The sequence below is a fragment of the Streptomyces sp. NPDC088147 genome, from assembly GCF_044741565.1.
Taxonomy (GTDB): domain Bacteria; phylum Actinomycetota; class Actinomycetes; order Streptomycetales; family Streptomycetaceae; genus Streptomyces.
Window position 1 is genome coordinate 392,268 of record NZ_JBIUSY010000002.1, and the last position, 20,027, is coordinate 412,294.

A 20,027-nucleotide genomic window follows, 5' to 3' on the forward strand; every position below is an offset into this window, starting at 1 on the left:
GCGCGCATCCGCGCACGCCTGAGCGCCCTTCCGCGCACCCCGTATGCACCGGTTCACTCTCCTGAGGTGACGGGCGGCGGGCCGCACAGGAAATCGTAGGTAAAATCGGACTGTCGGGCGACGCCCGGACAGCATCGGAATCTCAGCAGGGATAGGGATAGTGAAGGCTCTCGTACTGTCCGGCGGGGCGGGTACCCGTCTGCGCCCCATCACACACACCTCCGCGAAACAGCTGGTCCCCGTGGCGAACAAGCCCGTGCTCTTCTACGGGCTCGAGGCCATCGCCGAAGCGGGGATCACCGAGGTCGGCGTGATCGTCGGCGACACCGCCGCGGAGATCCGCGAGGCGGTCGGCGACGGTTCGCAATTCGGTATAAAGGTCACCTACCTCCAGCAGGACGCCCCCCTCGGGCTGGCGCACGCGGTCCTGATCGCCCGTGAGTTCCTGGGCGAGGAGGATTTCGTGATGTACCTCGGTGACAACTTCATCGTCGGTGGCATCACGGGCCTGGTCGACGGCTTCCGCGAGGACCGCCCCGAGGCGCAGATCCTGCTCACGAAGGTCCCCAACCCCACCTCCTTCGGCGTGGCCGAACTCGATGGCGCGGGCAGGGTGGTGGCCCTGGAGGAGAAGCCCAAGGAGCCGAAGAGCGATCTCGCGCTCGTCGGCGTCTATCTCTTCACCCCGGCCATCCATGAGGCCGTGCGCTCGATCGAGCCCTCCTGGCGCGGTGAGCTGGAGATCACACACGCCATCCAGTGGCTGATCGACCAGAAGCGCGACGTCCGCTCCACGACCATCTCCGGTTACTGGAAGGACACCGGCAATGTCGCCGACATGCTGGAGGTCAACCGCTCGGTGCTGGAGACCGTCGAGCCGTGCCGCGACGGCAGCGTCGACGAGGCGACGGAGATCATAGGGCGGGTCAGGATCGAGAAGGGCGCGCGGGTCACCGGCAGCCGGATCGTCGGTCCCGCGATCATCGGCGAGAACACGGTGATCAGCGACGCCTACATCGGTCCCTTCACCTCGGTCTCCGAAGGGTGCAGGATCGAGGACAGCGAGATCGAGTACTCCATCGTTCTGCGCGGCTCCTCGCTCACCGGCGTGCGCCGGGTGGAGGCATCGCTGATCGGCCGCGATGTCGAGATCACCCCCGCGCCCCGAAACCCGTCCGCCCACCGACTCGTCCTCGGTGACCACAGCAAGGTGCAGATCTCCTCATGACCGACAGGATTCTCGTGACCGGCGGTGCCGGTTTCATCGGCTCGCACTACGTCCGTACGGTCCTGGGTCCCCAGGGCCCCGGCGATGTCGAGCTGACCGTGCTCGACAAGCTCACCTACGCGGGCAACCCGGCCAACCTCGACGAGGTCCGCGACCACCCCGGGTTCTCCTTCGTCCAGGGCGACATCTGCGACCCCGAGCTGGTCGCCAAGCTGATGGCCGAGCACGACCAGGTGGTGCACTTCGCCGCGGAGTCGCACGTGGACCGCTCGATCGACGGCGGCGCGGAGTTCGTCCGTACGAACGTCGTGGGCACGCACACGCTGATCGACGCCGCGCACCGCGCCGGTGTGAAGACCTTCGTGCACATCTCCACCGACGAGGTCTACGGCTCGATCGACGAGGGCTCCTGGCCGGAGACCCACCCGCTGGAGCCCAACTCGCCCTACTCCTCGGCGAAGGCGTCCAGCGACCTGATCGCGCTCTCGTACCACCGCACGCACGGCCTCGACGTGCGGGTGACCCGCTGCTCCAACAACTACGGGCACCACCACTTCCCCGAGAAGGTCATCCCGCTGTTCATCACGAACCTGCTGGACGGCAAGAAGGTCCCGCTGTACGGCGACGGCGGCAACATCCGCGACTGGCTGCACATCGACGACCACGTGCAGGGCATCGAGCTGGTCCGCACGAAGGGCCGCGCCGGTGAGGTCTACAACATCGGCGGCGGCACGGAGCTGTCCAACAAGGAGCTGACCGGGCTCCTGCTGGAGGCGTGCGGCGCGGACTGGGACACCAGCGTCGAGTACGTCACCGACCGCAAGGGCCATGACCGCCGCTACTCCGTGGACTGCTCCAAGATCCGTACGGAGCTGGGGTACGAGCCCCGCAAGGACTTCGCCACGGGCCTCGCGGAGACCGTGGCCTGGTACCGCGAGAACCGCGCCTGGTGGGAGCCGCTGAAGGGGCGGGCCGCGCTGTGAGCCGCTGGCTCGTCACCGGCGCCGGCGGCATGCTCGGCCAGGATCTGCTGGCCCGGCTCGCCGGGGCCGGGGAGAGCGCGGCGGGCCTGGACCGTACCGCGCTGGACATCACGGACCCCGGTGCGGTGCGCGCCGCCCTGGCGGCCCACACGCCCGACGTCGTGGTCAACTGCGCCGCCTGGACGGCCGTGGACGACGCCGAGGCCAAGGAGGCCGAGGCGCTCGCCGTCAACGGCACAGGACCCCGCGTCCTCGCCGAGGCGTGCGCGGCGTCCGGCGCCGTCCTGGTCCAGGTCTCGACGGACTACGTCTTCGCCGGCGACGCCCGCACCCCGTACGGCGAGGACGACCCCACGGCCCCGCGCAGCGCCTACGGCCGCACCAAGCTGGCCGGGGAGCGCGCGGTCCTGGACACCCTGCCGGAGACCGGTTTCGTGGTCCGTACGGCCTGGCTGTACGGCGCGGGCGGCGGCAACTTCGTCCGGACGATGATCAAGCTGGAGGGGATCAAGGACACCCTCGACGTGGTCGACGACCAGCTCGGCCAGCCCACCTGGACCGGCGACCTCGCGGACCGGCTGGTCCTGCTGGGTCGGGCGGCCCTCGCGGGGACGGCTCCGGCCGGGGTCTACCACGGCACCAGCGGCGGCGAGACGACCTGGTTCGGGTTCACCAGGGAGATCTTCCGGCTGCTCGGCGCCGACCCGGAGCGGGTCCGTCCGACCACCAGCGAGGCGTTCGTGCGCCCCGCGCCCCGGCCCGCGTACAGCGTGCTGGGACACGAACGGTGGAAGGCCGCGGGGATCGACCCGATCCGTGACTGGCGTACAGCGCTCGACGAGGCGTTCCCCGCACTGGTGCGTGCCGAGCGGGGCTGAGCGCCAAATGGGTGTTACTGGCCAGTAGATGTTTACGTACAACCAGGAGGCACACTAAGTTCACTGAGAATCAATCCCTGGTTGTTGATTCTCAGTGAAGGGCCCCTTACGTGGATCGCCACGGCTTCCTGCGCCAACTGCACCGTGTGTACAAGCCCCGCACCTACTTGGAAATCGGGGTCAATGACGGCCGCAGCCTGGCTCTGTCCCGCGTTCCGTCGGTCGCGGTCGACCCGGCGTTCCGGGTCGTCACGGACATCAGCTGCGATGTCCATCTGGTCAAGGCCACCAGCGACGATTTCTTCGCCCGCAAGGATCCCTTGATCCATCTGCGCAACGGCCGCAACCCGTTCCGCGCGCTCGCCCGGCGTGACCCGGTCAACCTCTTCGGCGGTGATCCGAAGCTGGAGCTGTCGTTCATCGACGGCATGCATCTTTTCGAGTTCGCGCTGCGCGACTTCATGAACGTCGAGAAGCACTCCCGCTGGTCCAGCGTGATCGTCCTGGACGACATGCTGCCGCGCGATGTCGACGAGGCGGCGCGCGACCGGCACACCAAGTTCTGGGCCGGAGACGTCTACAAGGTGGCCACGGTCCTGCGGCGGTACCGCCCCGACCTGCTGGTCGTCGATGTCGACACCGAGCCGACCGGGGTGGTGGCCATCTTCGGCGCGAACCCCGAGAGCACGGTGCTGAAGGACGCGTACGACAAGATCATCGAGGAGTACGTCGTACCGGACCCGCAGGACGTGCCCGAAGAGGTGCTGGTCCGTAAGAACGCGGTACGGCCCGAGGCGCTGCTCGGGGCCGGGTTCTGGCCCGGTCTGGCCCGCGCCCGGAATCTGCGCCGCTCGCGGTCGGCCTTCGCGCCGCTGCGCCGGCAGATCGAGGCGGTCACCGGCTGATCCGGCGGACCGTACGGAAGGGGCCCGAGCGATCGCATCGCTCGGGCCCCTTCCGTATGCGCCGGTCGCGCCGGTGCGGATCAGCCGCGGGCGGCCAGCTCGGCGTAGTACGCCGCGCAGTCCTCGTACGACGGGAGCAGGCCCTGGGCCTCGGCCTCCGCGAGGGTCGGCGCCGCCGCGTCCTTGTCGGAGAGCAGCGGGGTGATGCCCTCGGGCCACTCGATACCGAGCTCCGGGTCCAGCGGGGTGATGCCGTGCTCGCGCCCGGGGGCGTACCCCTCGGAGCACAGATAGACCACCGTCGCGTCGTCCGTCAGCGCCATGAACGCGTGGCCGAGCCCCTCGGCGAGATAGACGGCGTGGTGATCCACATCGTCCAGCCGTACCGCTTCCCACTGCCGGTACGTGGGGGAGCCGACCCGGATGTCCACGATGACGTCGAGGACCGCGCCGCGCACACACTTCACATACTTGGCCTGGCTGGGCGGCACATCGGCGAAGTGGATCCCGCGCAGCGTGCCGCGGCTGGACACGGAGCAGTTCGCCTGGGCGAGACGCAGCGGGTGGCCGGCCGCCTCGGTGAAGTCCGGGGCCTTGAACCACTCGTGGAAGCTGCCACGGCTGTCCGGGAAGATCTTCGGCTCATGTACCCAGGCGCCTTCGACCGAAAGCTGCCGCATGTGATCACGTCCTTGTTCTGTTACTTGCCGTACTTGTCGCTCATTGCTCGGAGAAGAGGGCGCGGCCGGTCAGAGACGGGCGGCGAGACGGCGCACCTTCTTGCGTGCCGAGGAGGGCAGCCGGCGCACGATCGGACCGCCGGCCGAGCGGAGCACCCGGCGCAGCGTCGCCCGGCGGCGCTTCACCGTCACCTCGCGGACGAGAAGCGGATCGACCGTGTCCAGACCGCTCTGGTCCAGCCGGATCCGGCCGCCCTGGCCCACCGGCACCTCGCAGAGCGGCAGCACGGGGCCCTTCGGCCCGTCCAGCCGCACCGAGAGCCGCGCCGGTCCCGCCGGCAGGTCCGGCACCCGGGCGGGGACGCCGAGGTGGGCCCGGCCCTGGTCGGGACGGAGCGTGGACGGCGCGGTCAGCGCGTTGCCGTCCGCCGGGGTCAGCACCAACTCGACCGCCTGCGAACCGGACTTGGTGCCGGTGAACACATCGAGACGCAGCTCGGGACGGTTGCCGGGCATCCGCCGCGCGGGCCGGTCCGCGAGATACGTGGCCATCTTCTTGGCGCGGCCCGCGACATCGAGGGTGAGGTTGCCGTGCGGGTCCGTGAAGTACGGGATCACCGGGCGCGCGGGCGAACCGAGCAGCGCGGGAAGGCACTTGGCGTCGACCGACGCGGCGCGGTCCGCGCCGAGCCTGGCCTTCCGCACCAGCCCGAGCCCGCGCAGCGGCACCCAGACGTCCCAGAAGCCGCGGGAGACCCGGCCGCGGCCCTTGACCGCCTCGCTCGTGACCTCGCCGGTGCCGCGCAGGACGACCTCGTACGTGTCCTCGCCCAGCGACTCGATCGTGGCGGTGAACTCCGCGACGCACGGCCACTCGACGGCTGTCTCGCGGTTGCGCAGCGACATCTCGCCCTTGAAGCTGTCCATGTCGTCGGTGACGTCGAAGAGTTCACCGTCCGGCAGCAGGCCCTCGGTGATCTCCGGGTGCAGGAAGTAGCGCTTGTCACGGCGGACCAGCCGCAGCGGCTCCTTGTCCTCCCCGTGCACCAGACGGCCGGTCACGCTCACCGCGGCCTTGCCGTCCGGCTGCCAGTCGAAGTCATCCAGCCGGGCCGCGCCCTTCACCGACTTGGCGAAGCGGGCGATCTTCAGCAGCCCCTGGCGGTCGTCGGCACGCAGCAGGGTGGAGCGGAGTCTGACCAGCGAGCCCAGGCCGTCGTGCACGCCGTCGTGCATGAACTCGTCGGCGAGCGGACGGATCGCGTCGCACATCTCGTCGAGGTACTCGGGCGTGTAGTTGAGCACGGACGGCTCGCTCAGCCGGCCGAGCATCTCGACCCGGTAGAAGCGCCGCAGCAGCCGGTCCCGGAATTCACCCGGTTCGGTGTTCTTCACGACGACCTTGAGGACCTCGCGCAGGTTGCCGTAGTAGCCGGCCGGCACGATCTTGGCGGAGCCGGCGTTCTGGCCGTCGTCCCGCTTCGAGTAGTAGTAGCAGGTGTAATTCCCCAGGATCGATACGACCTTGGCGGGGAAATACGCCTCCATCATGTAGAGCTGGTCCTCCAGGCGCCGCTTGCCCTCGGGGTACGCGATGCCGTTCTCGCGCAGGAACTCCGTACGGAACATCTTGTGCGGCGTGAGGCTGTCGTACAGCGGCGCATTGCTCAGGTCGCACTTCTCGCGGTTCTTCTTGAACACGCCGTGCGGGACGCCCCGGAAATTGGACGCGACCTTGCCGATCACGATGTCGGACCCGTTGCGGTGACCCATCTCATACAGCCGTCGCAGCGCGTCGGACGCCATGTGGTCGTCCTGGTCCACGAACTGGACGTACTCGCCCTTCGCCTCGGCGACGCCGATGTTCCTCGGCTTGCCGGGCCAGCCCGAGTTGGGGATGTGGATCACCCGGAAATGAGGATGCTCGGCCGCCAGCTTGTCGAGACGGTCCGGGCTGTCGTCGGTCGACCCGTCGTCCACGAAGAGCACTTCGAAGTCCGCGGCCGGCAGTGTCTGGGCCAGCAGTGAATCGATGCAGGGGTCGATGTACTTACCCGGGTTGTACACCGGAATGACGACGCTCACTTTTACTGCCATTACTGATTGGCCCATCTCGTGTGTGGTTGCGCGGGGGGTACAAGTGGGGGGAGTCGCCGCCATCGGCGAGCGTGCGGGCGCCGTGGAGGCCAGCTTATCGCTGCGCGGGCGGGGATGTTTCCCGACTGTTGTTACACCTGACAGACTGTCTTCACCGGCTTCCGGTTGTGCCGGAGGCGCGGATTTGACGTGAGGACGGGCTCACCGGCCGCCGGTGACGGACCCGCCGGCCGCCGGTGACGGGCCCACCAGCGCCGTCCCACCCACTGAAATGCCTCGTCGGCCGGGCAGTCGCCCGCGTACGCTGAGCGACCGGCGGACGACCAGCCGGCGCGAGGTCGGCCGGTGAGGTGTGGCCGACAGTGAGAGCAGAGGCACAGCACGTGGCAGCGGCACGGCAGAGCGCGACGGTACGGCAGGACGCGGTGGCACAGGCCCGCAGGATCGTCGTCAAGGTCGGCTCCTCCTCGCTCACCACCGCGTCCGGCGGGCTCGACGCCGACCGGGTGGACGCCCTCGTCGATGTACTCGCCCAGGTCAGACGTGGTGCCGGGAGCGGTGACGAGAAGGAGGTCCTGCTCGTCTCCAGCGGCGCCATCGCCGCCGGGCTCGCCCCCCTCGGGCTGGAGCGCCGCCCCCGGGACCTGGCCCGCCAGCAGGCCGCCGCCAGCGTCGGACAGGGGCTGCTGGTCGCCCGCTACACCGCCTCCTTCGCCCGCTACGGCGTACGCGTCGGGCAGGTGCTCCTCACCACCGACGACACCAGCCGCCGCGCCCACTACCGCAACGCCTACCGCACCCTGGACCAGCTGCTCGGCATGGGCGCCGTCCCCGTCGTCAACGAGAACGACACCGTCGCCACGGACGAGATCCGCTTCGGCGACAACGACCGGCTCGCGGCGCTCGTCGCCCATCTCGTACGGGCCGATCTGCTCGTCCTGCTTTCCGACGTCGACGGGCTGTACGACGGCGACCCCCGCACCCCGGGCACCTCCCGGATCGCGGAGGTGCGCGGCCCCGGCGATCTGGCGGGCGTCTCCCTCGGCAGCGCGGGCAGGGCGGGGGTGGGCACCGGCGGCATGGTCACCAAGGTCGAGGCCGCCAGGATCGCCGCGGCGGCCGGGGTCCCGGTGGTGCTGACCTCCGCGAGCCACGCCGCCGACGGACTCGCGGGCAAGGACACCGGGACGTACTTCCACCGCACCGGACGGCGCTCCGCGGGCCGGCTGCTGTGGCTCGCCCACGCCTCCACCCCGCAGGGCGCGCTCACCCTGGACGACGGGGCGGTACGGGCCGTCGTCGAGCGGCGCACCTCACTGCTGCCGGCCGGGATCGCCGCCGTCGAGGGCGAGTTCAGCGCCGGTGACCCGGTGGAGCTGCGGGACACGGCGGGCCGTCCGGTCGCCCGCGGGCTCGTCAACTTCGACGCCAAGGAGATCCCCCAGCTCCTGGGCCGCTCCACCCGTGAACTGGCCCGCGAACTGGGCCCCGCCTACGAGCGTGAGGTCGTACACAGAGACGATTTGGTCATCCTCAATCCCTGACCCACCCCTGAATCGGCTGAAACTCAGGTCTTTGAACAGGGACCTTTACCAAAACCGCCCCATGCCCTGCCCGGGACTGGTCAACTTTGTCCCAGGGGTACAGACGGGGTACAGCACGACAACGCATCAACAGGAGGCCGCTGGTGAGACGAGCGCGCCCGGGGGCGGTGCCCCGAGGGACCGGGAGGAGCGCCCACGCCCGGAGGGCCGCGGGCGAGGAACGAGCCCTGACCAGCGTCGAAGCGGGGGACGACTTCGACGACGAGCAAGAGCGGGAGGCCGTATCGGGAACGGACGCACGCGCGGAGGGCCGTGCGCTGTCGAAGCTCTGGCACATCACGCTCAGCGTCTCGGGCGCCGAGGCTCCGCTGCCGGAGGTCCGGCGCGGCCTCGAACAGCTGGCCCATGACCATCCCTTCCTCCTGACCAGCAGATACGCCGGCGACCACGCGGAGATCCGGTACTGGGAGGAGGCCCAGGACCTGCACGACGCCGCCGCCGTCGCGCTGCGCCTCTGGGGCGAGCACCGGTCGAGCGCCAAGCTGCCGCCGTGGAAGATCGTCGGGCTCGAGGTCATCGACCGTGAGACGTATCACCAGCGGATCGCCGAGGGCTACGGCCCGCCGCCGGCGGCCCCCGTGGGCGTTCATCCGTTCTGATCTCCCTCCGGAAGTGTCTCGGAGTCCGGAATACGTGCGGAATGCCCGCAGGACGCGCACTACCCTGCGGGCATGACCTCGCTCTCGCCGTACGACAACCTCTCCCCGGTCGCCAGGGCCGCCTACCGGTCCCGCGCCGCGGCCGCCGATATCGCGCCGCTGCCGCGCGCGGCCAAGGACGACGCGCTGCTGGCGATCGCGGACGCGCTGGAAGTACGTACCCACGAGATCGTCACGGCCAATGCCGAGGACATCGCGCGGGCCCGGGAGGCCGGGACCGGCGAGGCGATCATCGACCGCCTGACGCTGACACCGGAACGGGTGCGGGCCATCGCCGCGGACGTACGGGACGTGGCGGCGCTGCCCGACCCGGTCGGTGAGGTCGTCCGCGGTTCCACGCTGCCCAACGGCATCGACCTGCGCCAGGTGCGGGTGCCGCTCGGCGTGGTCGGGATCATCTACGAGGCCCGCCCCAATGTCACCGTGGACGCCGCCGCGCTCTGTCTGAAGTCGGGCAACGCGGTGCTGCTGCGCGGCTCCTCCTCGGCGATCTCCTCGAACACCGCCCTCGTCCGGGTGCTGCGCGACGCCGTCGGCGGGGCCGGGCTGCCCGCCGACGCCGTCCAGCTCGTGCCCGGCGAGGGCCGGGACGCCGTACAGGAGCTGATGCGCGCCCGCGGCCTGGTCGACGTGCTGATCCCGCGCGGCGGCGCCTCCCTGATCCGTACCGTCGTCGAGGGATCCACCGTCCCCGTCATCGAGACCGGCACCGGCAACTGCCATGTCTATGTGGACGCCGAGACCGATCTCGACATGGCCGTCGAGATCCTGATCAACTCCAAGGCGCAGCGGCCCAGCGTCTGCAACGCCGCCGAGACGCTCCTCGTCCACCAGGACATCGCGGGTGTGTTCCTGCCGCGCGCGCTGGACGCGCTGGCCGACGCCGGGGTCACAGTCCACGCCGACGAGCGGGTGCTCGCGTACGGCGCCGGTTCGAAGGCGGAGATCGTGCCGGCGACCGCGGAGGACTGGGAGACCGAGTACCTCTCGTACGACATCGCCGCCGCGGTCGTCGACTCGCTGGACGCCGCCGTGGCCCATATCCGGCTCTGGTCGTCCGGTCACACGGAGGCGATCGTCACCACCTCGCAGGCCGCCGCCCGCCGATTCACCCAGTTGGTCGATTCCACGACAGTCGCCGTGAACGCGTCCACCCGCTTCACCGACGGGGGCCAGTTCGGCTTCGGCGCGGAGATCGGAATCTCCACGCAGAAGCTGCACGCACGGGGGCCGATGGGGCTGCCGGAGCTGACCTCGACGAAGTACATCGTGATCGGCGACGGCCACACGCGATAGCCGTGGGGCCCCTGATACGGCAGGGGCTTCCGTCGCGACGGACGGGCGCCGGAACCGCGATGTGACGAAGACGGAGCCGGGAGAGTTCGGACTCCGCCTGCCCAAAACGACCCGCCAGGTCTACCCTGAAGGGGTGCCGGACGACGTGGGGGGCAGGCCGTTCCCGGACGGCTGGGAGCCCGACGACGACCGCGGTGGCGCGGACAAGGACTTCGCCCCCGTGGTCTTCGACGAGGACTTCGTCAGTGCCGCCACCATCCATGAACCCTCCGCCGTGGAACGGCTGCTGGCCGCCGCCCAGGCGCGCGCCGAGGCCGAGGCGGCCCGCGCGCGGTCCGGCGGGGGACGGCCCGAGGACGAGCTGTACGAAGAGGTGTACGGCCGGGACGGCGCGTACGGGCCCGAACCCGGCTACAACGGCGAGTACGACCCCGACGACCCCGACGCGCTCTCCGGGCCGTACGGACGCCACGGCGGCTCGCTGCGGCCGTACCGAGGCGCCGCCCGCTGGCACCGGCCCGTCGCCTGGCTGCTCGCCCTGCTGATGGGGATCGGGATGGTCGCGCTGGCGTTCTCGGCCGTTTACCGCGGGGCCTCCAACAGCCGCGACGGCAAGGTGCCGCAGCCCGCCACGACCGGGATCGACAAGCCGGCGCCGGGCATCCCCTCGGCGTCCGCGAACCAGTCGGCGCCGGCGGTCTCCGCCGTCCCGCGCACGCCCTGAGCGCGCTCCGGACGCCGCCTGAACACCTCCGGAACGGGCCGGTACGACCTGAACGGCCGATCGCGTGCCTCCCGGAACTTCCCGGCTTGCCCGGCGTTTACGTTCGGCCCCGCCGACCTACCCTGAAGGTATGGCAGGGCGTGGAGACCCACCCGAGGGGGAACCCGACGGGCTGCCCGGCGGCGATGACGACGAGTACCGCTCCGTCGTCTTCGACGAATCCTTCATCCGGGAGGCCCGCCTCAAGGAGTTCTCGGCGCGGGAACGGATGACCGACCACGCCGACGCCGTACGGAGGGTTCCTCCGGCGCAGCCTCCGCCACCCGCCAAGGGGCGGAGCCGCCAGGGCTTCTTCCGGCGGGGATCGAGACAGCTTCTGCTGCTGGTCCTGGTGGTGGTCCTGGCGTTCGGTACGGCGGTCTATCTGGGCCTGCGCAATCCCTACCGGCCGGCCACCGGACGCTCCGTGGACCAGGTGCGGATGTCGGTGATCCCGCTGGCTCCCGAGGGGCCCGTGCCGGGCGGCACCCCCGCGGATCTCTTCGCGCGCAGCCCGGCCGCGCATTTCCGGGTGGGGGCGGCCGGGATCACGATGCCCGCCGTCCGGGAGACCGGGGGCTTCTCGGAGAGCCAGGTGATGGCCGCGCTGACCACCGTCAAGGACTATCTGGTGGCGTCCTCGCTCGACCCGGACGTCATCGAGGGCCGCTCGGAACGGCCGGTGCGGGTGCTGCTCGACCCCGGCCAGCTCGACCAGTTCGACGCCGGGTTCGCCGCGCCCTCCGACGACGGCCGGCACGCCCCGACCGGCTGGCTGGTCCGCTTCGACCCGGCGAAGGTGGCCCGCGCCGGTGACGAGGTGCGGGTGCACGGCACGCTGCGCTACCAGGAGACCTCGCCCGGGACGCTGGAGGTGGTCTCGGACCATGTCTTCGTCTACGCGCTGCGCCCGGCCGGCTCCGACGCGCGGCCCGTACGGGACGCCTCGCTCTTCACCGTCCGGCGCGAACTGCGCTTCCGCTTCGACCTGGACGCGCTGCCACGCCATACGGCGCGACTGCTGACCAGTGAGGTGCAGGCCGGGCCGCAGGCGTGCTCGGCGGAGCCGCCGAGGACGCTGCGGCCCCTGCTGGCGGGCCAGCGGGCGACGGTCCGTGAACCGGCCCCCACGGACCCGTACGCGACGGGCCCGGCCGGCACGGCGCTCTGCGGGACGCTGTCCCGCGCGGCGGAACCGAGCCCGGCCACCTGAGGTGGCCCGCCGGGCCCGGACCGCCCTCCGTACGGGTCAGCTCTTGCCGGGGCCCTGGTCCCCGGCGTCGCCGCCGGAGCCCTCGCCCGTGGCACGGCCGCCGTTCCCGCCACCGCCGCCCGTGAACCTGTCGCGCAGCTTGCCGCCCAGGTCGCCCGCGCCGCCCGCGATGTCGCCGACCAGCTTCATCAGCGGGTCCTTGCTGCCGCGGACCGTGTCCGCGTAGTGCGCGGCGGAGTCGCGGAACGAGTCCGTGACCGAGGTGTCCTTGTCGTCCTGGCGGCGCGGGTAGTGGCCGTCCATGATCCGCTGGTAGTCGCGGCTCTCCGCCCACTTCTTCAGCTCGGCCGCGCGCACCGTCGTGAAGGGATGCGTACGCGGCAGCACATTGAGGATCTTGAGCACGGAGTCGCGCAGATCGCCGCCCGCCTCGTACTCGGCGGCCTGCTCCAGGAACGCGTCCACGTTCATCTCGTGCAGGTGATTGCCCCCGGCGATCTTCATCAGACCGCGCATCGAGGCCTGGAGATCCTGACCGACCAGCAGTCCGGCCCGGTCCGCCGACAGCTCCGACTTGCGGAACCACTCCCGCAGCGCCGTCACGATCGCCATGATCGCGACATTGCCCAGCGGGATCCAGGCGACCTTGAGCGCCAGGTTGGTGAGGAAGAGAAGTATGGTCCGGTAGACGGAGTGACCGGAGAGCGCGTGGCCCACCTCATGGCCGACGACCGCCCGCATCTCCTCCTCGTCGAGCAGCTCCACCAGCCCGGTGGTGACCACGATGATCGGCTCGTCCAGGCCGATGCACATGGCGTTCGGCTTCGGGTCCTGCGCCACGTACATCGCGGGAACCTTCTCCAGGTCCAGGATGTAGCAGGCGTCCCGCAGCATGGCGTGGAGATGGGCGAACTGCGCGTCGCCGACCCGCACGGAGTCGGAGAGGAAGAGGAGCCGCAGGCTGCGCTCGGGCAGCAGTCCGCTCATCGCCTTGAACACCGTGTCGAAGCCGGTGAGCTTGCGCAGGGCGACCAGCGCCGAGCGGTCGGCGGGGTGTTCGTACGCCCGCGAGGAGATGCCCGGGAAGCGCTTGCGCTGCCTGCTCGGCACGTTCTCGTGAGCGGCCGCCTCGTGACTGTCTTCGGTCATATGGATATCCCCTGTTCATATTCATACGAGTCCCAGCCCGTCCCCCTGACGGCCCCCACCCTAGGGGGTGGGTCTACCGTGTGACGGGGGCCTGTGGCCGTGTTCCCGGGAGCCGTCACCCCGGGCACCGGCCGGAAGAGACCGAGGAGCACACCCGACATGCCGGATACCTTCACACTGCTCGCCGCCGCATCGGCCCAGCAGGGACCGGGCGATACGTTGCGGATCGTGCTGGTCGTCTCGATGGTCGGAGTCGTCCTGCTCGCCTGGTTCCTGTTGCGCGGATACCGCGACAACGACCACAACGACTGAGTCGGCGTGAGCGTGCCCGAGGCCCCCGCATACGATGTGCGCGAAGTCTCCGCTCCCACCCGCGAAGAAAAGGGCCCGTAGAAGATGAGCCTCACCGGTACCGCCGCCCACCTGGTCACGCTCGCCGAGGGCGCCGAGCGCGGCGGCAACCACGAAAGCCTCAACCCCTACCTCGTCGGTGGCGGCGCCCTGTTCGCGCTGCTCCTGCTGCTGTGGATCACCACCCGCTTCAACCGCGACCGCTGACACCGGGGCGTCATCTTGTGCCAGTAGGCTCTGGACGCATGGGAGAGCAGCAGGCGGCCGGTGGTCGTGAACCCGGATCCGGTCGTGGCAAGCGCCGACTCGGCGTGATGGGCGGGACATTCGACCCGATCCACCATGGACACCTGGTGGCGGCCAGTGAAGTGGCCGCCCTGTTCCACCTCGACGAGGTGGTGTTCGTGCCGACGGGCCAGCCGTGGCAGAAGAGCCAGCGCGCGGTCTCCCCGGCCGAGGACCGCTATCTGATGACGGTCATCGCCACCGCGTCCAATCCGCAGTTCTCGGTCAGCCGCAGTGACATCGACCGCGGCGGTCCGACCTATACGATCGACACGCTGCGGGATCTGCGAGCCGTCCACGGCGACGCGGACCTCTTCTTCATCACCGGAGCCGACGCGCTCTCCCAGATCCTGAGCTGGCGGGACCACGAAGAGCTGTTCTCGCTCGCCCACTTCATCGGAGTGACCCGGCCGGGCCATGATCTGACGGACGACGGACTGCCCAAGGGCGGGGTCTCCCTGGTGGAGGTGCCCGCGCTGGCGATCTCGTCGACCGACTGCCGGGGGAGGGTCGCCAAGGGCGATCCGGTCTGGTACCTGGTGCCGGACGGTGTGGTGCGCTACATCGACAAACGGCAGTTGTACCGCGGCGCATGAGCCACGGAGAGGGGCACCGGTGAACGACCAGCAGCAGCCGTACGATCCGTACGACCCGTATGACACACGGCCCAGGGTCGTCGGTTACGACGAGTACGGGCAGCCGGTGTACCAACAGCCCCAGCCGCCGCAGCAGCAGTACGACGCCTACGGGCAGCCGTCACAGCACCAGCAACAGCCGTCGCAGCAGCAACAGGCGTACGGATACGACCCGTACGCCCAGCCGCAGTCCCAGTCCCAGCCCCAGCCCCAGCAGTCCGCGCAGCCCCAGCAGCAGTACGACCCGTACGCGCAGCCGTCACCGCAGCAGCAACAGCCGTCGCAGCAGCAGGGGTACGGATACGACGGTTACGGCTACGGCTACGACACCGGGCAGCAGCAGCCCGTCGGCGTCGACACCACCCAGCAGTGGAACATCCCGCAGCAGCAGGGGCAGACCGAGGACCGGGCGCCCGAGCAGACCGCCACGCCCGCCCCGGCGCCCGCGTCCGTGCCCGCTCCGGCGCCCGCGTCCGTGCCCGTACCGGAGCAGCGGCGCCCCGACGGGCAGGACCGTGACTACCGGACCGAGCAGTTCTCGTTCATAGAGGAGCCGGACGAGGACTCCGAAGACGTCATCGACTGGCTGAAGTTCACCGAGAGCCGCTCCGAGCGGCGCGAAGAGGCCAAGCGGCGGGGCCGCAGCCGGATCGTGGCCCTCGTCGTCGTTCTCGCCCTCGCGGTCACCGGCGGCGTCGGCTATCTCTGGTACGCGGGCAAGCTGCCCGGTCTCGGCGGCGCGGACGAGAAGAAGACCACCGCCACGGGGCCGCAGAAGCGCGATGTGATCGTGGTGCATCTGCACAACACCAAGGAGAAGGGCACCTCCACGGCGCTGCTGGTCAACAACGCCACGACCGGCCGGGGCACCACCGTCCTGCTGCCCAACACCCTCTCCGTCGCCGATGACGACGGCGTCTCCACCACGCTCGGCAAGTCCGTCGACGACGACGGCTCGGACGGAACGCGTGAGGCGATCGGCACACTCCTCGGCACCAAGATCACCGGTACCTGGCGGCTCGACACCCCGTATCTGGAGAACCTCGTCGAACTCGTCGGCACGATCGACCTGACCACCGACGTCGAGGTGCCCGGGGCGAAGAAGGGCGACGACCCGGTGGTCAAGAAGGGCGAGAACCAGACGCTCAACGGGAAGATGGCCGTCGCCTACGCCACGTACAGCGCGCCCGGCGAGCTGGAGGCCAAGCAGCTCCAGCGGTTCGGCCAGGTCCTCCAGGGGGTGCTGCGGAAGATGTCGGACGACCCGCAGGCCGCCACCGTCACCGTCGAGACCCTGGCACAGATCCTCGATCCCTCACTGCCCGAGAAGGACCTGGGTGCCTCCCTCGCCAAGCTGGCCGAACACGCCAAGGTCGGCGACTACAAGACCGTGCTGCTGTCCACCCAGCAGAACGGCCTGCTCAGCGAGCAGGCGGCGGAGAGTGTGGTGAAGGACATCCTGGGCGGTTCGGTCACCGCTCCGGAGCAGGGTTCCGCCGTGCGCGTCGGGGTGAAGAACGCGTCCGGCGACCAGGACGCGGCGGAGTCCTCCCGGATCTCGCTGGTCAACGGCGGCTATGCCTTCGTGGACGCCGGTACGGCGGAGGCGGTGGCATCCTCGCAGGTCACCTACGGCGACGAGGCCAGGAAGCCGGAGGCGGAAGAGGTCGCCAAGACCCTCGGACTGCCGGCCGGCGCGGTGAAGAAGGGCAAGGCCGCCACGAACGCGGATGTGTCCGTCGTCCTCGGCCAGGACTACAAGGTCGACTGAGTCCGGCGGGGACAGGACCTGCGGGGCCGGGCGCGATGCCCGGCCCCGCTCCCGTGCCGCACCGGCTGTCGGTGGTCCGTGAGATCCTTGGTATCTCCATGACCACCGACGGAAGCCTGCTTGTGACCGCTACTGACCGTTCCATCGAGCTCGTCAACGCCGCCGCCCAGGCGGCCGCCGACCGGCTCGCGCACGACATCATCGCGTACGACGTCAGCGATGTGCTGTCGATCACCGATGCCTTCCTGCTCGCCTCGGCGCCCAACGACCGCCAGGTCAAGTCGATCGTCGACGAGATCGAGGAGAGGCTCCAGAAGGAACTGGGCGCCAAGCCGGTGCGCCGTGAGGGCGACCGCGACGCGCGCTGGATCCTCCTCGACTACGTCGACATCGTCGTGCATGTGCAGCACAGCGAGGAGCGCGTCTTCTACGCCCTGGAGCGGCTGTGGAAGGACTGCCCCGAGCTGCCGCTTCCCGAGGACGCCGTCAAGACCCGGGGCAAGGCCGCGGAGCACGCCGAGTCGATGGGCGACGGCGGCGAACGCGCCGGGACCGTCGGTGACACGGACGGTGAGCTGAGCTGAACGGCGGCAAGGGCGGCAGGGGCCGCCGCATCATCCTGTGGCGGCACGGCCAGACGGCGTGGAATCTGGAGCGGCGCTTCCAGGGCACCACGGACATCGAGCTGACCGACGCCGGTGTCGCCCAGGCGCACCGGGCCGCCCGGCTGCTGGCCTCCCTGAAGCCGGACGCGATCGTCGCCTCCGACCTCCGGCGGGCCGCGGCCACGGCCCGTGAGCTGGCCGCGATCACCGGACACGACATCGCGTACGACGCCGGGCTCCGTGAGACCTTCGCGGGCGCCTGGCAGGGCCTGACCCATGAAGAGATCGTCGGGCAGTTCGGCGAGCAGTACGCGTCCTGGAAGCGCGGCGAGCCGGTGCGGCGCGGCGGCGGTGAGCTGGAGACCGAGGTGGCCGAGCGCGCCGCGCCCGTGGTGCTCCACCACGCCGACAAGCTCCCCGACGACGGCACGCTCGTCGTGGTCAGCCACGGCGGCACGATCCGCACCACCATCGGCCATCTGCTGGGCCTGGAGTCCCACCACTGGGAAGGGCTCGGCGGGCTCTCCAACTGCTGCTGGTCGGTCCTCGGCGAGGGCGCGCGCGGCTGGCGGCTCCTGGAGCACAACGCCGGAACCCTCCCGGAACCGGTCCTCGGTGACGACGACTGAACGGGCCTCGGAGGCGACCGGGCCGGATTTCACTTTCCGGCTGGTCGCAGGCTAAAGTTCTTCTTGTTCGCGGCGCTGAGCGCGGAGAACACGCGGGGCTATAGCTCAGTTGGTAGAGCGCCTGCATGGCATGCAGGAGGTCAGGAGTTCAATTCTCCTTAGCTCCACAATCGGTTTCATCCTCCGGATCCCGTCCCTGGCAAGGGGCGGGATTTCTGGTTTCGGGACGTTCGTCCCCGACCGCGCCCACTTCCTCACCCCCGGGCTCGCCGGTCGGCGGCGCCGCACCGGGTACAAGCCCTAACAGGCAGGCCTTTTCAGGCTGCTCACCAGTCATCGGCGTGGCAGAATCGGACCGCCGGAGGGGGGCGACGGACCGCATGGGGAGGAAGCGCGCACATGTCCGCCAGCAGCGTCGAGGAACCCGATGAGCTGCTCGCCGCGGCGGAGGCGCGTACCGGCCTCAGCTGTCCTTCGTGCGGTTCGCCCCATGTGGCTCAAGTACTTGGTGACAATGGCGGAATTTCCTACGTGTGCACGGCCTGCGGCCACAGCTGGAGCTGAGTGATGGGTGCACACAGGCGTAAATGCGACTGGTGCGGCAGTGGTACGCCGATCGTCCGGGACATGGATCCGCTCAACCCCGAGTACCAGTACTGGTGCGAGGAGTGCGCGAGGGCGCTGATCATAAAGGGCGACCCCATCGAGACGTACCGGGAGCTGGAGGGCGAGCCGATCTACGGCCGGCTCCTCGACGACCACTGCACGCTCAAGCGGTTCTACTCGTTCGCCACGGCCTGACCAGCGACACGGCCACGTATCCGATCAGGGCGGCGGCCGTCAGCGGATAGAGGGCGGAGAGCGCCATCTCGGCGGCGCCCTGGGACAGTTCGGGGCGGCCGGTGCCGTGCGGGACCCACCACAGGGCGTACGAGCAGAAGACCAGCGCCGCGGCGAGCGCCCACCGGACCCCGGCGCGCGCCCCGAGATACAGCGCGATCGGTACGCACCACACCCAGTGGTGCGACCACGAGACCGGGCTGACCAGCAGCGCCGTCGCCGCACAGGCGGCCACGGCGGCGGCACGCTCCCCGCGCAGCGCCGCGGCGACCGCCGCCGCGAGGCCGAGCGCCGCCACCGCGGCGGCCGTGGCGGTCCACCACAGTCCGGGCTCGCCGGTGTGCAGCAGCCGGGCGAGGACCCCGCGCAGCGACTGGTTGGCGGTGTTCTCCGCGCTGCCCACCCGGTGTGTCTCGAAGAGGGTCACGGACCAGAAGCGGAGTGAGTCGCGGGGGAGAACCGCGGCGGCTGCCAGCGTCGCCGCGCAGAAGGCCAGCGCGGCCGTCGCGGCCCGGCGCAGCCACGGGCGCCGGCCCCCTTCCCCGGCCCGTACCAGCCCGACGATCAGGAACAGGACGGCGAACAGCGCGGGGGTGAGCTTGACCGCGGCGGCCAGACCGGTGCCCGCGCCCGCCCAGCGGTGTCCGTCGCGACGGGTCAGGTCCCACATCACCGCCACCGCGAGCAGCAGATTGATCTGCCCGTAGCGCAGGGTCGTCCAGACCGGCTCGCACCAGACGGCTGCCGCGGCCACCCAGAGCGCGGTGACCCACGGCCGGGGGAGCCGGTCAGGGGGAAACGTGAGCCGCAGGGAGAGCTGCGCGAACACGACCAGGAGCAGCAGATTCCCGGCGGTGGCGAGCGTACGCAGCCCGGGGACGTCCGGCAGCGTGAGCGGGGTGAACAGCAGCGCGGCGAACGGCGGGTAGGTCGCCGGGAGTTGTACGGAGGTCGCGCGCATGGCGTACAGATCCCGGCCGTCCAGCACCGCCCGGCCCTCGGCGCGATAGACCATCAGGTCGATCATGGAGACCCCGGCCGCGCGCTGCGCCGCCCAGAAGGCGGCGAAGGACAGCAGGCAGACCGGGACGGCGAGCAGGAGGGAGCGCCGGCCGGAGGGGTTCGGGGAAGTGGTCCGCGGGAGCGTGGCGACAGTCACGAGCGCCGACAGTACCGGGCGTATCGGTCTTATCCGTTCAGACCGGAAACGATTTGGTGGTGAGCCGGAGGGACCGTGTAATGTTGGCGATGCCGCCGAGGGGAGAGCCCGGAGGGCGGTGCACAGCAAGGGGCTATAGCTCAGTTGGTAGAGCGCCTGCATGGCATGCAGGAGGTCAGGAGTTCAATTCTCCTTAGCTCCACATCTTCACGTACGAGAAGCGGGGGGCCCCCCCCGCGGGGGGGGGGGGGGGGGGGGGGGGGGGGGGTGGGGGGGGGTTTTTTTTTGTTGGGGTGT

At 70.3% G+C, this 20,027-nt stretch carries 20 protein-coding genes and 2 tRNA genes; 18 read left to right on the top strand and 4 right to left on the bottom strand.

Annotated elements, in window-relative coordinates; translation table 11 throughout:
- Positions 1-160 precede the first annotated feature (160 nt).
- The 4 genes from ACIOGX_RS07020 to ACIOGX_RS07035 all read left to right on the top strand — a co-directional run bounded on the left by ACIOGX_RS07020 (position 161) and on the right by ACIOGX_RS07035 (position 3,994).
- Positions 161-1,228, top strand: a complete 1,068-nt coding sequence (locus ACIOGX_RS07020; RefSeq protein WP_356508280.1) for a glucose-1-phosphate thymidylyltransferase — start codon at positions 161-163, stop codon at positions 1,226-1,228.
- The gene (gene rfbB / locus ACIOGX_RS07025) at positions 1,225-2,211 is read left to right on the top strand and encodes a dTDP-glucose 4,6-dehydratase (protein WP_356508278.1); all 987 of its coding nucleotides are present in this window, start codon (positions 1,225-1,227) and stop codon (positions 2,209-2,211) included. Before ACIOGX_RS07020 ends, rfbB begins: the two co-directional genes overlap by 4 nt.
- Positions 2,208-3,089 carry a dTDP-4-dehydrorhamnose reductase gene (gene rfbD / locus ACIOGX_RS07030; protein ID WP_356508276.1) on the top strand — a complete coding sequence of 294 codons (882 nt, stop codon included), beginning with the start codon at positions 2,208-2,210 and terminating at the stop codon, positions 3,087-3,089. The genes rfbB and rfbD overlap by 4 nt, the downstream gene beginning before the upstream one ends.
- 110 nt (positions 3,090-3,199) lie before the next feature.
- Entirely contained in the window at positions 3,200-3,994 is a 795-nt protein-coding gene (locus ACIOGX_RS07035; RefSeq protein ID WP_129771097.1) for a class I SAM-dependent methyltransferase, read from the top strand.
- 80 nt (positions 3,995-4,074) lie between these two features.
- On the opposite strand, the gene rfbC is transcribed toward ACIOGX_RS07035, so the two are convergent.
- Both rfbC and ACIOGX_RS07045 read right to left on the bottom strand, forming a co-directional pair.
- Positions 4,075-4,674 (bottom strand): dTDP-4-dehydrorhamnose 3,5-epimerase, encoded by a 600-nt coding sequence (gene rfbC / locus ACIOGX_RS07040; protein WP_129771096.1) that lies wholly within the window; start codon positions 4,672-4,674, stop codon positions 4,075-4,077.
- A gap of 69 nt (positions 4,675-4,743) precedes the next feature.
- On the bottom strand, positions 4,744-6,759 hold the full coding sequence (locus ACIOGX_RS07045; RefSeq protein WP_401910973.1) for a glycosyltransferase family 2 protein: 2,016 nt from the start codon (positions 6,757-6,759) through the stop codon (positions 4,744-4,746).
- A gap of 437 nt (positions 6,760-7,196) precedes the next feature.
- Between ACIOGX_RS07045 and proB the strand changes: the two genes are divergently transcribed.
- The 5 genes from proB (at position 7,197) to ACIOGX_RS07070 (ending at position 12,306) form a co-directional block, all read left to right on the top strand.
- Entirely contained in the window at positions 7,197-8,315 is a 1,119-nt protein-coding gene (gene proB / locus ACIOGX_RS07050) for a glutamate 5-kinase (protein WP_356508802.1), read from the top strand.
- 143 nt (positions 8,316-8,458) lie between these two features.
- Positions 8,459-8,974, top strand: coding sequence for a hypothetical protein (locus ACIOGX_RS07055; RefSeq protein WP_356508270.1), 516 nt, complete (start codon positions 8,459-8,461; stop codon positions 8,972-8,974).
- Between the two features lie 72 nt (positions 8,975-9,046).
- Positions 9,047-10,330 carry a glutamate-5-semialdehyde dehydrogenase gene (locus ACIOGX_RS07060; RefSeq protein ID WP_030352352.1) on the top strand — a complete coding sequence of 428 codons (1,284 nt, stop codon included), beginning with the start codon at positions 9,047-9,049 and terminating at the stop codon, positions 10,328-10,330.
- Between the two features lie 133 nt (positions 10,331-10,463).
- Entirely contained in the window at positions 10,464-11,054 is a 591-nt protein-coding gene (locus tag ACIOGX_RS07065; protein ID WP_129771092.1) for a hypothetical protein, read from the top strand.
- A gap of 130 nt (positions 11,055-11,184) precedes the next feature.
- Positions 11,185-12,306, top strand: coding sequence for a hypothetical protein (locus tag ACIOGX_RS07070; RefSeq protein WP_401910978.1), 1,122 nt, complete (start codon positions 11,185-11,187; stop codon positions 12,304-12,306).
- A gap of 36 nt (positions 12,307-12,342) precedes the next feature.
- Here the strand turns inward: ACIOGX_RS07070 and ACIOGX_RS07075 are convergent, their stop codons facing one another.
- Complete coding sequence (locus ACIOGX_RS07075) at positions 12,343-13,455, bottom strand: M48 family metallopeptidase (RefSeq protein WP_401910980.1); 1,113 nt, start codon at positions 13,453-13,455, stop codon at positions 12,343-12,345.
- A 159-nt stretch (positions 13,456-13,614) separates the two neighbouring features.
- Here ACIOGX_RS07075 and ACIOGX_RS07080 point away from each other — a divergent pair, with 159 nt between their 5' ends.
- From ACIOGX_RS07080 to ACIOGX_RS07115, 8 genes are all read left to right on the top strand, one after another.
- Positions 13,615-13,767 (top strand): hypothetical protein, encoded by a 153-nt coding sequence (locus ACIOGX_RS07080; RefSeq protein ID WP_165371968.1) that lies wholly within the window; start codon positions 13,615-13,617, stop codon positions 13,765-13,767.
- Between the two features lie 84 nt (positions 13,768-13,851).
- The gene (locus ACIOGX_RS07085; protein ID WP_165371967.1) at positions 13,852-14,013 is read left to right on the top strand and encodes a hypothetical protein; all 162 of its coding nucleotides are present in this window, start codon (positions 13,852-13,854) and stop codon (positions 14,011-14,013) included.
- Positions 14,014-14,051: 38 nt separating this feature from the next.
- Positions 14,052-14,687 carry a nicotinate-nucleotide adenylyltransferase gene (nadD, locus tag ACIOGX_RS07090; protein ID WP_129771089.1) on the top strand — a complete coding sequence of 212 codons (636 nt, stop codon included), beginning with the start codon at positions 14,052-14,054 and terminating at the stop codon, positions 14,685-14,687.
- A 19-nt stretch (positions 14,688-14,706) separates the two neighbouring features.
- A complete protein-coding gene (locus ACIOGX_RS07095; RefSeq protein WP_401910984.1) occupies positions 14,707-16,497 on the top strand; it encodes an LCP family protein in 1,791 nt (596 codons plus the stop codon).
- Between the two features lie 98 nt (positions 16,498-16,595).
- The gene (gene rsfS, locus ACIOGX_RS07100) at positions 16,596-17,081 is read left to right on the top strand and encodes a ribosome silencing factor (protein ID WP_401910987.1); all 486 of its coding nucleotides are present in this window, start codon (positions 16,596-16,598) and stop codon (positions 17,079-17,081) included.
- Positions 17,078-17,731 carry a histidine phosphatase family protein gene (locus ACIOGX_RS07105; protein WP_356508800.1) on the top strand — a complete coding sequence of 218 codons (654 nt, stop codon included), beginning with the start codon at positions 17,078-17,080 and terminating at the stop codon, positions 17,729-17,731. The genes rsfS and ACIOGX_RS07105 overlap by 4 nt, the downstream gene beginning before the upstream one ends.
- Positions 17,732-17,825: 94 nt before the next feature.
- Positions 17,826-17,898 (top strand) — tRNA-Ala (locus ACIOGX_RS07110).
- 400 nt (positions 17,899-18,298) lie between these two features.
- Positions 18,299-18,532 (top strand): hypothetical protein, encoded by a 234-nt coding sequence (locus tag ACIOGX_RS07115; protein ID WP_356508258.1) that lies wholly within the window; start codon positions 18,299-18,301, stop codon positions 18,530-18,532.
- Here ACIOGX_RS07115 and ACIOGX_RS07120 read toward each other — a convergent pair.
- Positions 18,501-19,730, bottom strand: coding sequence for a glycosyltransferase 87 family protein (locus ACIOGX_RS07120; protein WP_387015651.1), 1,230 nt, complete (start codon positions 19,728-19,730; stop codon positions 18,501-18,503). The two genes, ACIOGX_RS07115 and ACIOGX_RS07120, sit on opposite strands and share 32 nt — an antisense overlap.
- Before the next feature lie 129 nt (positions 19,731-19,859).
- On the opposite strand from ACIOGX_RS07120, the gene ACIOGX_RS07125 reads away from it, so the two are divergent.
- Positions 19,860-19,932 (top strand) — tRNA-Ala (locus ACIOGX_RS07125).
- Positions 19,933-20,027: the final 95 nt, after the last annotated feature.